This is a genomic window from Natronolimnohabitans sp. A-GB9 (assembly GCF_030848565.1).
In the GTDB taxonomy this organism is placed as follows: Archaea; Halobacteriota; Halobacteria; order Halobacteriales; family Natrialbaceae; genus Natronolimnohabitans.
The window spans coordinates 252906-266967 of record NZ_JAVDDV010000004.1 but is presented as its reverse complement, the minus strand read 5'-3'; the positions used below and the strand labels follow the sequence as shown (position 1 = coordinate 266967).

At 60.1% G+C, this 14062-nt stretch carries 15 protein-coding genes; 7 read left to right on the top strand and 8 right to left on the bottom strand.

The window, feature by feature from the left end; all coding sequences use genetic code 11:
- Nucleotides 1-21: 21 nt before the first annotated feature.
- From RBH26_RS07920 to RBH26_RS07910, 3 genes are all read left to right on the top strand, one after another.
- Complete coding sequence (locus RBH26_RS07920; protein WP_306757694.1) at nt 22-459, top strand: DUF2267 domain-containing protein; 438 nt, start codon at nt 22-24, stop codon at nt 457-459.
- A gap of 123 nt (nt 460-582) precedes the next feature.
- Nucleotides 583-2238: an NAD-binding protein gene (locus RBH26_RS07915; RefSeq protein WP_141463516.1), complete on the top strand. Its 1656-nt coding sequence runs from the start codon at nt 583-585 to the stop codon at nt 2236-2238.
- A gap of 428 nt (nt 2239-2666) precedes the next feature.
- Nucleotides 2667-3926, top strand: coding sequence for an inorganic phosphate transporter (locus tag RBH26_RS07910; protein WP_141463515.1), 1260 nt, complete (start codon nt 2667-2669; stop codon nt 3924-3926).
- Between the two features lie 676 nt (nt 3927-4602).
- On the opposite strand, the gene RBH26_RS07905 is transcribed toward RBH26_RS07910, so the two are convergent.
- The 3 genes from RBH26_RS07905 to RBH26_RS07895 form a co-directional block, all read right to left on the bottom strand.
- Entirely contained in the window at nt 4603-5619 is a 1017-nt protein-coding gene (locus RBH26_RS07905) for a hypothetical protein (protein WP_306757656.1), read from the bottom strand.
- A complete protein-coding gene (locus RBH26_RS07900) occupies nt 5612-5818 on the bottom strand; it encodes a DUF4177 domain-containing protein (protein ID WP_306757655.1) in 207 nt (68 codons plus the stop codon). The genes RBH26_RS07905 and RBH26_RS07900 overlap by 8 nt, the downstream gene beginning before the upstream one ends.
- Before the next feature lie 146 nt (nt 5819-5964).
- Nucleotides 5965-6231: a hypothetical protein gene (locus RBH26_RS07895; protein WP_306757654.1), complete on the bottom strand. Its 267-nt coding sequence runs from the start codon at nt 6229-6231 to the stop codon at nt 5965-5967.
- Nucleotides 6232-6475: 244 nt separating this feature from the next.
- Here RBH26_RS07895 and RBH26_RS07890 point away from each other — a divergent pair, with 244 nt between their 5' ends.
- The 3 genes from RBH26_RS07890 to RBH26_RS07880 all read left to right on the top strand — a co-directional run bounded on the left by RBH26_RS07890 (nt 6476) and on the right by RBH26_RS07880 (nt 10888).
- The gene (locus RBH26_RS07890; protein ID WP_306757653.1) at nt 6476-7243 is read left to right on the top strand and encodes a DUF4397 domain-containing protein; all 768 of its coding nucleotides are present in this window, start codon (nt 6476-6478) and stop codon (nt 7241-7243) included.
- Nucleotides 7244-7492: 249 nt separating this feature from the next.
- Entirely contained in the window at nt 7493-9553 is a 2061-nt protein-coding gene (gene uvrB, locus RBH26_RS07885; protein WP_306757652.1) for an excinuclease ABC subunit UvrB, read from the top strand.
- A 162-nt stretch (nt 9554-9715) separates the two neighbouring features.
- Nucleotides 9716-10888, top strand: coding sequence for a PQQ-binding-like beta-propeller repeat protein (locus RBH26_RS07880; RefSeq protein ID WP_306757651.1), 1173 nt, complete (start codon nt 9716-9718; stop codon nt 10886-10888).
- Between the two features lie 82 nt (nt 10889-10970).
- On the opposite strand, the gene RBH26_RS07875 is transcribed toward RBH26_RS07880, so the two are convergent.
- The 3 genes from RBH26_RS07875 to RBH26_RS07865 form a co-directional block, all read right to left on the bottom strand.
- A complete protein-coding gene (locus tag RBH26_RS07875; protein ID WP_306757650.1) occupies nt 10971-11453 on the bottom strand; it encodes a GNAT family N-acetyltransferase in 483 nt (160 codons plus the stop codon).
- Nucleotides 11454-11635: 182 nt separating this feature from the next.
- Nucleotides 11636-11785: a hypothetical protein gene (locus RBH26_RS07870; RefSeq protein ID WP_306757649.1), complete on the bottom strand. Its 150-nt coding sequence runs from the start codon at nt 11783-11785 to the stop codon at nt 11636-11638.
- Nucleotides 11786-11887: 102 nt separating this feature from the next.
- Nucleotides 11888-12367, bottom strand: a complete 480-nt coding sequence (locus RBH26_RS07865) for a GNAT family N-acetyltransferase (RefSeq protein WP_306757648.1) — start codon at nt 12365-12367, stop codon at nt 11888-11890.
- Nucleotides 12368-12520: 153 nt separating this feature from the next.
- On the opposite strand from RBH26_RS07865, the gene RBH26_RS07860 reads away from it, so the two are divergent.
- Nucleotides 12521-12673 carry a rubrerythrin-like domain-containing protein gene (locus tag RBH26_RS07860; RefSeq protein WP_306757647.1) on the top strand — a complete coding sequence of 51 codons (153 nt, stop codon included), beginning with the start codon at nt 12521-12523 and terminating at the stop codon, nt 12671-12673.
- A 109-nt stretch (nt 12674-12782) separates the two neighbouring features.
- Here the strand turns inward: RBH26_RS07860 and RBH26_RS07855 are convergent, their stop codons facing one another.
- Both RBH26_RS07855 and RBH26_RS07850 read right to left on the bottom strand, forming a co-directional pair.
- Nucleotides 12783-13079, bottom strand: coding sequence for a translation initiation factor (locus RBH26_RS07855; protein ID WP_306757646.1), 297 nt, complete (start codon nt 13077-13079; stop codon nt 12783-12785).
- Nucleotides 13080-13333: 254 nt separating this feature from the next.
- Entirely contained in the window at nt 13334-14017 is a 684-nt protein-coding gene (locus RBH26_RS07850; RefSeq protein WP_306757645.1) for a twin-arginine translocation signal domain-containing protein, read from the bottom strand.
- Between the last annotated feature and the right edge of the window lie 45 nt (nt 14018-14062).

The following is a 14062-nucleotide window of genomic DNA, read 5'->3' as shown; positions in this document are numbered from 1 at the left end:
GAACACTCCGCCTAACGGTCGATCTGGAACGCCACGAGTTCTACCAGTCGGTTCAGTACGAGGCGAATCCCCGCGGGCGAAGCCGACGCGCGGAACGCGACACAAGCAGTTCTGTCGGCGCTTGGCGAACGACTCGACGAGACACGCTCACACCACCTCGACGGACAGTTGCCCGAAGAGATCGGTACCCACCTCGTCGAGGGTGCCTCGGGTCGCCGGTTCGACTACGACGAATTTCTCGAGCGCGTCCCGGAGCGGACCGACCGCGCCGAGGTCGGCGGGCCCGAACGACTCGTCGAGGCCGTCGTTGGGGCGCTGTTCGAGCACGTCGAGGAGAACGAGCGCGAGGACCTCCGGGAACGTCTCGAGGAACTGGACTTCGAAGAGGCGATTCCGGAGTCCGGTCCCGGCACGCGAAGCGATAGTAATACTGCCGGACAGCAGTCGAGCGTGTCATAGAAAGATTCGCACGCTCTGCTTATCCAAGTCTTGTCAAGACTCGCGTGCAAGATGGAACGCGCATATTCAACACCAACTGTACAATAAAAGAATACTTAATCAAATCAGTCCTATCGAGCTATAATGATAGAATGGCAGCGACGGATTGTCATGTTATTGTCTGCCGTGGCCCTGCTTGTCTTTGTGTACACGCTCCTCTACCAGTGGGCAATGCTCACGTTTGAAGGGGTAGAGATCGCGTTTTTTGATTCCTTACAAGTCGTCATTGAGGCACTCACGACAGCCGGATTCGGTGGCGATACTGGGTACTGGAACACAGCCATCATGAATCTCATCGTCGTTTGGATGAACCTTTCCGGCGTGCTCCTCGTGTTTCTAGCACTACCGCTGTTCGTCGTGCCGCTATTTCAACAAGCCCTCAAAGATAACCCACAGGAATCGACCGAACTTACTGACCACGTCATCATCTGTTCATACAACCCGCGCGAAGATGTCCTTCGGTCTAAGCTTGAGGCAGCGGATGTCCCCTATGTTATTATCGATGATGATCCCAAAACGGTGCTGGATCTGAATACCCGTGGAATCGAAGCGATCTGCGGCGATCCCGAATATGAGCAGACGTTCCGAGCCGCAAACATCAACGAAGCCCAGGCGCTGGTGGCCGATGTTTCTGACGAAGAGAACATCTCAGTAATTCTTACTGCTAGAGAACTCCGGGAAGATCTGATGGTCGTGAGTGTCGCGGAGAATAAACAGGATGCAGAGTATCATCGGTATGCGGGCGCTGACCAGGTGATTCGACCTCGACAAGCCCTTGGTCGCGCGCTCGGCAATAAAGCGACCCTCTCGGTTACAAGAAAACTCCAAGAGACGATTGAACTCGGTGACGATTTTGAACTCGCAGAAATCCTCGTCGAGAAAAACAGCGACCTCGCAGGGCAGACTCTTGCGGAATTGAAACTGCCGAGAGAGCTCGGGATTACCGTCAATGGGATCTGGTCCAATGGTGAGTTCAGTCCTGCTCCGGAGCCCAATACGCGGATTGACGCAAATACGATTTTGCTTGTTGCCGGAAATCACGAGGCCCTCCAAGAGGTGAAGAGCCGAACAATTTCTCCAATGACCCCCGGTAGTGAGCAGGTCATCGTGGCGGGCTATGGTGTCGTTGGGCAAGCAGTCATCGACGTTCTGGAGACAAACGACGTTTCACCCACGGTGGTTGATATAACTGAGGACGACAGAGTCGATATTACCGGCGATATTAATCAGCAGGAAACACTCTCTGAATCCGGTGTCGAAAATGCAAGCGTTGTCGTGTTGGCACTGGATGCCGACACGACCACAATGTACGCTACCGTCGCAATCGAAGAGTTGGCACCCGATATCGAAGTGATAACACGGGTGAACGATGTCGAAAACACAGCAAAACTCTACCGGGCTGGTGCCGAGTACGTGCTCGCCCTTTCGACCGTTACCGGGCGAATGGTCTCATCCGTTCTCTTAGAGGACGAAGAAGGTCTCACACCGGAAACGCAGTTAGAAGTTCTCACACCGGAAACACAGTTCGAAATTATCCGGACAACTGCCCCTGAGCTTGTCGGCAGAACGCTCAAGGAATCGGCTGTCCGCAACCGAACCGGAGCGACCGTCGTCGCCATTGAGCGGAACGGTGAATTGCTGACAAATCCCGGAGCCGGTTCAGTAATCAAAGGAAACGACCGCCTCATTGTCACAGGAAGTGACGACGCTGTCAACGCGTTCATTACAACATTCAGATGAGTCGCTCTGGTGCTACATCACGTTCTGGTGTTCAATCTTGGCCGAGAGTTCCAGCAAATTGTTCCGCTGGGCTCTGACGGAATGAAATACATGTGTTGACTACAGCCTCTGAGCGCGCAAAAAGGGGAGTCCTTAGGGAGTTGATACTGGTTTTCGGGCGGTACAGGCTCTCTTACCAGCAATCATATAGCGAAACCCCCCTTCTCCAATGCCCTCAGCCTCTGGATGCAGACCACCTTCTAACAGCTTGTGAAAATGTCCGTTCAACGGTTGATGGAGAGAAGGCGCATATCGATCACTGATCTTTGGGCAACCCGTATGGGGACGAATCGGTCCTAGATATCCGTGTTACTGCGTCTATCGGTCGGAGCCAACAGTTCAGCAGTGAAACGGCACTATTTTTTCGCATGCGAACCGAACGCAGACACGTGGCAGAATTACTCATTCTCGTGGGATTGCTGGTGGCGGTGTTCGTCGGGTACAATATCGGCGGGTCATCAACCGGGGTCGCCTTCGGACCGGCAGTCGGCAGCCGGGCCGTCAGAAAAGTCACCGCCGGAGCACTGTTTACCGTGTTTGCGTTCCTCGGAGCGTGGACGATTGGGCGGAAGGTCATCACGACGATGAGTACCGAAATCATCGATGCAGCAGCCTTTACACCTGCAGCGAGCGTTGGCGTCCTCTTTTTTACCGGGCTCGCACTCCTGATCTCGAACCTCTACGGTGTCCCGGCGTCAACCTCGATGACAGCCGTCGCAGCAATCGTCGGACTCGGATTGGCAACGGGGACGCTCAACACTGCGCTAATGTTTACCATCCTGTCGGCATGGATCGTCGCCCCGCTGATCGCCGTCTTCACAGGTGTGTTTATTGGCAGATATCTGTACCCGCACCTCGACGCCAAATTCGAATTCGGTCGCCTCACGAACCCGTTGATCGCAATCGATACCCAGGGGAGACTCCCACGGCTATCGGTCAACGATAACGTCTCGCCTCGGGATCTGATCGGGTCGGCGCTTGTGGTGGCAATTGCCTGCTACATGGCGTTCAGTGCTGGGGCCTCGAACGCGGCGAACGCAGTCGCCCCGCTTGTCGGTAACGGTTCCCTTGACCCTAGCCCGGCGATTCTCCTCGCAATTGGGGCCATCAGCGTGGGCGGCTTCACGATTGCCCGGCGGACGCTGGCGACCGTTGGCAACGATATTACTGAGATGCCGATTCTGGCTGCGCTCATTGTTTCGACCGTGGGTGCGACGATTATCACCGTCCTATCGTGGCTCGGAATTCCAGCCAGTCTCGCCGTGAGTACGACCAGTTGTATTATTGGACTCGGGTGGGGCCGTGCAAGCCGAGCGCGGACGCTCGCAGAAATAGTCACACGATCTCCCGCCGATGAATCCGCTCCAAAGTTTACGACTGGTGCACTCAGACTTCACCCAGTTGAAGGCAACAAGGGGGTCAATTCGGGCCCGACTGTGGGCGAACTCGCTGAAGGCGAGACTCCTCACCCGGACAGACAGCACGCATCCGGGGATGGTGTGTCTAGCATCGGCGAAAAAGACCCGGAGGAACTGTCTGCCGAAGGTCTGTTCCACCAGGCAGCGGCAGTTCGCGTTGTGACACTCTGGGTGATCACGCCGATGATGTCGCTCGTGGGATCCTATGCCTTGTTTTCACTTCTCGGCTAAGAGAACCCTTCTGAATCGATGATCGTCGCAATATCCGAAGATTCTTCGACAAGCTTTCGATGCAACTCTCCTTCCATGTGCGTTCTATATCCGGTCGCTACAAAACTCCCATCCTCAAATCCAGAAAGGCGAGACCGATGAATTCACTCTATATCTTGCATACCAGTTCGAATATCAATCGCATTTGGTGGCTCCTTCACCGGTCAGTTCGCAGCTCTACTGATCGTTGTGAACGATTCTATGACACGCTGGGACAGCAGTCAGTAAAACGTCGGTCGCGAACTCGCGGCCGTCACCCGTTGGGACGGCCGCAGTAGCGCGACCGATCGGTGAATAGTTCTGTCCGGCAGTATAACGACTGATCCGGATGCTGTGCCGATGGTCCGGCGTGACCGTGACCGTCTAGCGATCGCGCCGGCACTGACAGACAGCGGTCCGTCTGAGAGGAGACGACCGCACGATGGGACACGGTCCCGGCAGTTGCCGTCCGAACAGTGAGAAAGCGAGTGGCCCTGGTGACGCTCATGGAGCAGGCAGCCATCGTCGAGACGGTCAGCGAGCGCTCGCCCCGAGAGCGATAAGCGCCGGCATCTGCGAGATGATCGCGTTCCGGCCGACTGGTTCGTCAGTGCCGGACGGTTGTTCGACAAGTCGAACGCGAACGCAGCGTCGACGGCTACCGCTGTGACTCACGAAGGATCTGCGGACCGATCGCGAGCGTCCGTTTTGCGACCGTTGCGACTCGAGTGATGTACGTCGTCAGCAGCAGGAACGGCATGAGGGTGATCGAAAACGACAACCCGATGAGCCAGAGCAGGTTGTCGATCCCGAACGTACTGCCGGGGATCGTCGCCTGATCGACGAACGTCAACATCATTCCCGAAACGAGCAGCGCCGGAATCCCTGCATAGAGAATCAGACGCATGAGGTCGATCAGCTCCCACTGGAAGTACAGCGTCTTGACGTGCTCTCGAGCGGGTCCGAACATCGCAAGCGACGTCCGGAGATCGTCGAACGCCTCGAACTGCGGTTTCTCGAGTGCATCCTGATAGTCGTCTTCGAGTCGATCGATCTGGAATAGTTTCCACGAGTAGTTGTAGTCCAGCGCAGCGTTGACCACGTTGAACGTCCCGAACTGTTCGTCCTCGAGTTTCTCGCGCACCGCTTCGCTGTTGCCGGTGATGCTATCGACGAACGCCTCGACTTCCTCGACGAGTTCCTCGTCGTCGAGTTCCTGGACCGAGTCCCGGAGGTCGTGAGCGCGCTCTTCGCTCGTGTCGACGATTTCACGCAGCAACGCCGACGGATCCGCCGGAGCCGGTTTGCCGGTCACCTCCTTCATGTACCCTCTGAAGTCGAGCGCTTCGCTCATTCGCTGCCGTTGGTCGCCGAGCGGACCGTTCTCCTGTGAGATGATCAGCTGACTGATGGTTACGACGAGGGTGATGCCGGTGATCAGCGCGCTGAGCATCGTCGAAAACATCGACTCGATGACGGCCCGCTGTGCGAGCATCTCCGAGAGCGTCGGCCTGACGAAGATTCCAGTCATGAAAAGCGCGAAGAACACGAGTGTGAGCAGTCCAGTCAGCACCAGCCGGTTCGCCTTGAGCAGGAACCAGAACTTGAGTCGACTGTTACCGGCGCGCTCGCGCATCGTGTTGGCCGGCCCCGGATCTTCCGAGTCGTCATTCATCGCGCTCCTCATCTACCGGCCGCTTGAAGACGAGAAACTTCGTCCCGCCACCGCTGTAATCGATCGTGCCGATTAGCTCCCAGCCGTCGCTTCCGAACTCGTTGAGGACCTCCTCTGGATCGGAAGCTTCCTGCATCGTCGGATTTCGCGGCGGACGAACCGTCTCGTACTCCCACCGCTTCGCGGTCGTGTCGGCCATCTGAACACCGTTACCACGAACATCGCCGAAAAAAGTCACCTTGCAGTCTCGACGACCGGGCGTATCATACGGTCTCCTGTCGTCACTGCCCGCCGATCGCCAGGACGGGGTCGGCGATCGGCAAGAGATCGGGACAGCAGTCCGTATCAGGCCTGGTCGACCTGCTCGCGGTAGTCTTCGGTCGTCTCGATGGCCGACTCGACTTTCTCCCGGGTGTTGCCGTCGGCCTCCTCGCGAACCTGCCGGAGCGTGTTGAGGCGTTCGTCGAGAAGGGCGTGATCGGGGTTGGTGTCGCCCATCACGTAGTCGGCAAACGCCTCCGCAGTCTCGCGAATGTCGTCGCGAACGTCGTCGTCGGCCGCCTTCGCCGCTTCCTCTAAGTCGTCGCGTGCCTGCTGGAGTTGTTCGGTCATGTCCGGAGCCAATACGAGACGACGCATAACGGTTGGGCGAGCAATGGCCACGTTCGGCTGCTGGCAACGAAAAAAGCGACTCCGCACACGCGTTACACCGACCGAACGGCGGCAAAACGAGCAATACGGACGCCCTACCATGAGAAACGTCATCGTACACTGTGACTGTCGCCGGGAAATCAATCGACTACCAGCGTTACTGACTAACGGATTTTTTAGCATCTCGCTCGCTCTCGAGAGTGCCATGCCAGTATCACGGCGAACGGCGATGAAAGCGATGGGTGTTGCGGGTGGACTCGCAGCGGTTCCGAGTACAGTGTACGCACGCGGTGACCATCCAGACGACAAACGAGAGCCCGCGGACGAAAAAGGGAAGCCGGCAAACGACGGTCCCCCGGAAGCGCCGCCGACCGGCGGCGTCCGTGTAGCCCACTTCTCACCGGACGCGCCAAACGTGGATATCCTCGTCGACGGCGAACAAGTGTTGGCCGACGTCGCCTATCGCGATATCTCGCCGTATCTCGAGCTCGCACCGGGAACCTACCAGGTTACGATCACGGCGGCGGGTGATCCGGAGGCGGTAGTCTACGACGAGGAAGTGACCGTCGAGAACGCTTTCTACACGCTCGCCGCCATCGGCGAACTCGAGGCAGGAACGTTCGACGTGCTCGTGTTGACCGACGCCGGCTCCGCGGTGGTCCGGCTCGCCCACGCCGCACCGGACGCTCCGGCCGTCGACGTCAGCGCTGCCGGTCAGCCGCTGTTCGAGAACGTGGCCTTCGGCGAGACCTCGGAGTACGTCGCGGTGCCGGCCGGTGACTACACGCTCGACGTGTCGCCGGCGGGCGAGCCGGGGGCGGTCGTCGCCTCGGTCGACGTGACACTCGAGCTCGCGACCCCCTACACGGCGGCCGCAGTCGGCTATCTCGACCCGCCGGCCGACGTCGAGGATCGCGAGTTCGAAGTGTTGCTCACGCCCGATGGGCCGGCGGCCCAGGAGGCTGAGAACTGATACTGCCGGACAGCAGTCAGTGACACGTCGGTCGCGAACTCGCGGCCGTCACCCGTTGGGACGGCCGCAGTCGCGCGACCGATCGTCGAATCGTGCTGTCCGGCAGTATGATACGGACTGCTGTCCCGAGGTCCCGTCGATCGCCGACACGGGATCGGTGATCGGCGGGCAGTGACGACAGGAGACCGTCTGAAACGGGTCGGCGTCGACCGTGGCGGTCAAGTTCGTCGGCCACATATCCGGGGTACCGTGAGCGACACTCGAGGCCCCCTCCAGCCGGACCGTCCCGACGTCGACCGACCGTTTACGGTCGACGCGCCCTTCGATCCCGCGGGCGACCAGCCTGAGGCGATCGAACAGTTGGCCGACGGTTTCAACGCGGGAATGGACGAACAGACCTTACTCGGCGTCACGGGGTCGGGAAAGACCAACACCGTCTCGTGGGTGATCGAAGCGATCCAGAAGCCGACGCTGGTCATCGCCCACAACAAGACGCTTGCCGCCCAACTCTACGAGGAGTTCCGGACCCTCTTTCCCGACAACGCCGTCGAGTACTTCGTCTCCTACTACGACTACTACCAGCCCGAGGCCTACGTCGAGCAGACCGACACCTACATCGACAAGGACGCCTCGATCAACGACGAGATCGATCGTCTGCGCCACTCCGCGACGCGCTCGCTTTTGACGCGGGAAGACGTCATCGTCGTCGCCTCGGTGTCGGCGATCTACGGGCTCGGTGATCCGCGCAACTACGTCGATATGTCGATGCGACTCGAGGTCGGCGAGGAGATCGGCCGCGACGAACTGCTCGCCCGACTCGTGGACCTGAACTACGAGCGCAACGACGTCGACTTCACACAGGGCACGTTCCGGGTGCGAGGCGACACCGTCGAGATCTACCCGATGTACGGCCGCTACGCCGTCCGCGTCGAGCTGTGGGGCGACGAGATCGATCGGATGGTCAAAGTCGATCCCCTCGAGGGCGAGACCAAAGGCGACCAACAGGCCGTCCTCATCCACCCCGCCGAACACTACTCGATCCCGGAGACGAAACTCGAGCGCGCGATGGACGAGATCCGTGAGGATCTCGACGACCGGATCTCCTACTTCGAGCGCCAGGGCGATATGATCGCCGCCCAGCGCATCGACGAGCGGACGACGTTCGATCTCGAGATGATGCAGGAAACGGGCTACTGTTCGGGGATCGAGAACTACTCGGTCTACCTCTCGGATCGGGAGTCCGGCGAGGCGCCCTACACGCTGTTGGATTACTTCCCCGACGACTTCCTGACCGTGGTCGACGAGTCACACGTCACGCTCCCACAGATCCGCGGCCAGTACGCCGGCGACAAGTCCCGGAAGGACTCACTGGTCGAGAACGGCTTCCGACTTCCGACGGCCTACGACAATCGTCCGCTCACGTTCGAAGAGTTCGAGGAGAAGACGGGCCAGCTGCTGTACGTCTCGGCGACGCCGGGCGACTACGAGCGCGAACACAGCGAGCAGATCGTCGAACAGATCGTTCGCCCGACTCACCTCGTCGACCCCGAAGTCGAGGTCTCGCCGGCAAGCGGCCAGATCGACGACCTGATGGATCGCATCGACCAGCGCATCGAACGCGACGAACGAACCCTCGTGACGACGCTGACGAAGCGGATGGCCGAGGATCTGACCGAGTATCTCGAGGAAGCCGGTGTGAACGTCGAGTACATGCACGACGAGACCGACACCTTGGAGCGCCACGAGATCATCCGCTCCCTTCGGCTCGGAGAGATCGACGTCCTCGTCGGGATCAACCTCCTACGAGAGGGTCTGGACATTCCGGAGGTCTCGCTCGTAGCGATTCTCGACGCCGATCAGGAGGGGTTCCTGCGCTCGGAGACGACGCTCGTCCAGACGATGGGCCGTGCAGCGCGAAACGTCAACGGCAAGGTCGTCCTCTACGCCGACGACCCCTCGAACGCCATGGAGTCGGCGATCGAGGAGACCCGGCGGCGGCGTCGCATCCAACAGGAGTACAACGAGGAACACGGCTTCGAACCGACGACGATCGAAAAGGAGATCGGTGAGACGAACCTCCCCGGATCGAAGACCGACACCAGCGAGGTCTCCGGAAAGAGCCTCGCGGACGAGGACGAGGCCGCCCGCTACATCGACGACCTCGAGGACCGCATGGAGGAGGCCGCAAGCAACCTCGAGTTCGAGTTGGCGGCCGACATCCGGGACCGAATTCGGGAGGTTCGCGAGGAGTTCGACCTCGAGGGTGGCGACGAAGACGAGGGAGTCGCACCGCCGACCGAGGAGTTCTGAGGCGGTCGCTGTAGATTCCCCGACGAAACCACAGGGCAGGTCGCGGGGTCGCTGGGGCAGACGGCAGCGATCCGTACGATGGTCGTCAGCACGGTCAGCAACGCCTATCATCGAATGGGAATATTCGCCGTGCTTATTATTCGACGCTGAACTGTAGCTAGCATGAGACGCTCGAGACGGAAATTCCTGCTAACAGGAGCCACGGCAACGCTGAGCGTCGGTGCGGGCTGTACGAGTCTGTTAGAGGGGGAAAACGGTGGGAGTGGTGATGACGAGGACGACGGCAAGGGCGACGGAAACGAGAACGGCGACGCGATACCGGCCGCCGACTGGCCCTCCTTTCAGCGATCGCCGCGAAACGACGGCTACGCCACGTCGGCAGCGCCGACTGCGGAGCCATCCAAACGGTGGACGACGACGCTATCAGGTGCGATCGGCGATCAGGTCGCGGTCGTCGACGGCACGGTCTACGCCGCGACCGACGACGGGACTGTCCACGCTCTCGAGGCGGCCAACGGCGACGAGCGGTGGGCCGAGTCGCTCGAAGGAGGCCGCACACAGTGTCCGTGTGTCGTCGATGGGCGGGTCGTCGTCGGCACCGACGCGGGCGAGCTCGTCGCCCTGAATGCGGCCAACGGCAAACGGGAGTGGACGGCCGAACTGGCCGGACCCGTCGCGGGTCCGACCGCAGCCGACGGCACCGTCTACGTCGGGACGAGCGAGGATCCGACCGCGTACGCCGTCGACGCGACGGACGGCGACGAACTGTGGTCGACCGGGTTGGGCCTCGACGCCGTCGACTACCCCGCCGTCACCGACGACGGCGTCTATATCGGGGCCGAACGATCACTCGAGGGGGAGCTCTACGCCCTCGATCCGATCGACGGCGACCAGCGGTGGGTCCACGAGGGCTCCAGGATGCAGTCACCGACGGTGATCGAGGGCGATATCGTGGCACCCTCACTTACGGTGGAGGTGCTCACCGCTAGTGGCGTCTCACACCGACAGTTCGGGTTCAGGGGACACGTCCTCTCGTCGCCCGCGGCGACGAGCGACGCGCTGTTCGCGGGCTCGACCGGCGGTCGGTTCGCAGCTGTCGATCGCGGACACGAATGGAACACCGACGTCGGCGGGCGGCCGATCTCAGCCCCCGCAGTCACCGACGAAGCCGTCTATCTCACGAACGGTGGTCCCGAGCTTGTGGCACTCGCAGTCGAGACGGGCGATCAGCGGTGGTCTCGTCCGCTCGAGGGCGAGTTCGCGACTGGGCCGACGGTCGCCGACGACGCGGTCTTCGTCGGCACGGACGCAGGCGAACTCGTCGTCTTCGACTGAGACGGACTGCTGTACCGCTGTTCGCCGATCGTCGACCCCGTGTGGCGATCGGTGGGACCTGACGACAGGAGACCGTATGACGCTATAACTCGAGGGTGTAGACGACCTCCTTGCGTTCCTCGCCACCCATCTCGACAGTTCCCTCGCCGGTCTGTTCGAACCCCTGTTTCTCGTAGAACCGTTGGCCGCCCTCGTTGGAGGCCAGATCGATCGCCTGCATTCGCTTCATGTTGAAGTCCTGTAAGTCCTCACGGAGCCGTTCGTGCAGGGCCGTCCCGATTCCCTCACCCTGATGGTCCGGGTGGACCGCCATCCGGAGCACGTCGCCCTCGTCTCCACTGACGACGCCGTGGGTGAATCCGACGATCTCGTCTTCTTTCTCGGCGAGGATAAAGGCCGTTCCCGGCTCCGAGAGCGACTGCTCGAGTCGTTCGTCGCCGTACCACTCGTCGACGGTCTCGTCGATCGTCTCGGGCTCGAGTTCGTCGTACGTGTCGTGCCAGGTTTCGTGGGCGACGGTGCGGATCTCGTCACGGTCGTCGAGGGTCGCTGGTCGAAGCTCCATACTGGAAGCTACGTTACCGAGGCCCAAAGTGGTATCTCCCCACTGTGTTACCGTCGAACGGAACACGAAGATCCCGTCGCCGACACGCCGCGGTCGCTCGTCGGACACGATCGACGGACGCTGCGCCTGGCGAGCGTTCGCATCGACGAGTGGCGAAACGCGGGTGCTGACGGCGGCGGCGATCAGACGACGGCCGTGACCCAGTCCGCCGTGACGAACTTGTACCGACACCCCTCACAGAGTTCGAGCACGACGGCCTGCTCCGTCGTCAGATGGACGTGATACCGTCGAACCGGGAGTTCCTCACCGCAGTTGACACACGAATCTGGCACGTTATAACATAACTATGGTTACAACCACCATAATTACTTTCCGACGAGGGCCACTCGTCTCCCGTCTCCTCGGCGTTGCCTTCGGTCAGTCGCGTCCCGGGATCACTCGAGTTCGAGCGTATAGACCGCTTCGTCGTAGAACTCGCCGTCGATCTCTACTTCACCGGTATCGGTCTGTTCGAAATCCAGTCCTTCGTAGAACCGCCGACTGGCGTCGTTGAACGCGAAGTCGAACGCTCGAATGCGATCGACGTCGTAGGCCTCGAGTTGTTCGATCAGTCGTTCGTGGAGGTCGGTGCCGACGCCGTCACCCTGGTAGCTGGGTTCGACGTACATCCGGAGGATGTCGGCAGTATCGCCCTGGGCGACCGCGTGGGTGAACCCGACGATCTCACCCTCCTGTTCGACGACGAGGACGACCGTTCCGGGCGCCTCCAGTGGCATCGAGTCGTCGGTATACCAGTCGTCGACCGTCCGATCGATCAGGTCGGCCTCGAGTTCGTCGTAGGTGTCGTGCCAGGTCTCCCGGGCAACGGCTCTGATGGCGTCGAAATCGTCGGCTTTCGCCGGTCGAATTTTCATACCCGTATTTGAAAGGGATGGCATAAAGTGACTTCGACCACGGAAGCAGTGACATATCGTTTCGACGAGAGTAGGGAGTACGAGCACGATAGACAATTATTAGTAACTATTCTCATAGTAAATATTTACCTCTGTGTGCAGTGACGACTACCCATGGCCAGCAGTGATACCCACAGGTCGGAGAAGTTACAGTTCGAATGCCGAGACTGTCCGTATATCACGACGAAGCGATCGCACCCGCCGATCTGTCCCCGGTGTGGCGGGAAAATGCGGAATCGAGGTGATTCTAGTCGACTCGAGACGTAGTCGAACGTAAATCGTGTTGTCCGGCAGTATCATACTACCGGACAAAAATCAGTACAGATTTTCGACCATCCGTTCGGTCGAAATCAGTGACTCGTTTTGTCCGGTAGTATCAGTCCCGAACCTCGAAGCCGCGGTCGCGAAGTAACGCCGGGACGCGATCGCGGTGGTCGCCCTGCAGTTCGACCCGTCCGTCGTCGACCGTACCGCCCGCTCCCACCGAACTCTTGAGGTCCGAGGCGATCGACTCGAGCTCCGATCGCTCGAGATCGAACCCCTCGATGATCGTCACCGGTTTATCGTAGCGACGGCTCTCGGTCCGGATCGACAACACCTGCTGGGAGGTTTCGAGATCGCCCTGACTGTCGAGTTCCTCGAGGAGATCGTCGAGTTCGTCGTCGTTTGCCATACCGAGGCATAGTCGAGCGGTGTGGCATAATCCTTCCCCTGCGTTCGCAATCTACGAGAACTGTCGGAACGGCTGGTCGCCAGTTTCGCGCAAAAAAGTAACTGCTGTTCGTCATACGGTCTGCTGTCGTCACGTCCCACCGATCGCCAACACGGGATCGGCGATCGGCGGGACAGCGGTACACAGATCGTATCAGTATCGACACGGCCGCAGCCGGGTCGCGGTCGTGTCGTCACTCGGTACAGCGACCCGTATCAGTCGTCGTTGTCGTTCTCGTCGTCGTTGTCGTTCTCGTCGTCGTCCTCCTCGTCCACCTCCTCGAGTGTCAGCGTAATTTCCTCGTCGTCGCCGTCGATCTCGACTTCGTCCTCGACCCGTTCGTCCTCGTGCTCGGCGGCGACCATGTACGTGCCGTCCTGGAGGTTCTCGAATTCGACTTCACCGTCCTCGTCGGTCTCCTCCTCCATCGGGAACTCCGGCTCGTCGTCGTCGTTCTCGTCGTCGTCGTTCTCGTCGTCGTCGTTCTCGTCGTCGTCGTTCTCGTCGTCGTCGTTCTCGTCGTCGTCGTTCTCGTCGTCGTCGTTCTCGTCGTCGTCGTTCTCTTCGTCGTCGTTCTCTTCGTCGTCGTTCTCGTCGTCGTCTTCTTCGTCGATCCCCACCATCGCACCCTCGACGGGCTCTTCGTCCTCGTCCTCGACGGTGACCGTTAGCGTGTGTTCCTCGTCGTTTTCGTCGTCGACGTCGTTTTCGTCGTCATCGACATCGTCCTCCTCGTCATCGACGACGTCGTTTTCGTCGTCAACGTCGTTCTCATCATCGACGTCGTTCTCGTCGTCGACGTCGTCATCTTCCTCTTCGTCGGGACAGCCGGCCAGGACCATCGCGATGCCAGCCGTTCCTGTCGCCTTCAGCAGCCGTCTGCGGGTCGTATCGTTCACACCATCCATAACCGTTGGTCATCACACTCCCGTTCGCAAAAAAGG

Excerpts from the sequence above, each read along its gene's own strand:
- RBH26_RS07915 (WP_141463516.1), top strand. The coding sequence starts at position 583 with ATGATAGAATGGCAGCGACGGATTGTCATGTTATTGTCTGCCGTGGCC.
- RBH26_RS07905 (WP_306757656.1), bottom strand. The coding sequence starts at position 5,619 with ATGAATGACGACTCGGAAGATCCGGGGCCGGCCAACACGATGCGCGAG.
- RBH26_RS07900 (WP_306757655.1), bottom strand. The coding sequence starts at position 5,818 with ATGGCCGACACGACCGCGAAGCGGTGGGAGTACGAGACGGTTCGTCCG.
- RBH26_RS07895 (WP_306757654.1), bottom strand. The coding sequence starts at position 6,231 with ATGACCGAACAACTCCAGCAGGCACGCGACGACTTAGAGGAAGCGGCG.
- RBH26_RS07890 (WP_306757653.1), top strand. The coding sequence starts at position 6,476 with ATGCCAGTATCACGGCGAACGGCGATGAAAGCGATGGGTGTTGCGGGT.
- RBH26_RS07880 (WP_306757651.1), top strand. The coding sequence starts at position 9,716 with ATGAGACGCTCGAGACGGAAATTCCTGCTAACAGGAGCCACGGCAACG.
- RBH26_RS07875 (WP_306757650.1), bottom strand. The coding sequence starts at position 11,453 with ATGGAGCTTCGACCAGCGACCCTCGACGACCGTGACGAGATCCGCACC.
- RBH26_RS07865 (WP_306757648.1), bottom strand. The coding sequence starts at position 12,367 with ATGAAAATTCGACCGGCGAAAGCCGACGATTTCGACGCCATCAGAGCC.
- RBH26_RS07860 (WP_306757647.1), top strand. The coding sequence starts at position 12,521 with ATGGCCAGCAGTGATACCCACAGGTCGGAGAAGTTACAGTTCGAATGC.
- RBH26_RS07855 (WP_306757646.1), bottom strand. The coding sequence starts at position 13,079 with ATGGCAAACGACGACGAACTCGACGATCTCCTCGAGGAACTCGACAGT.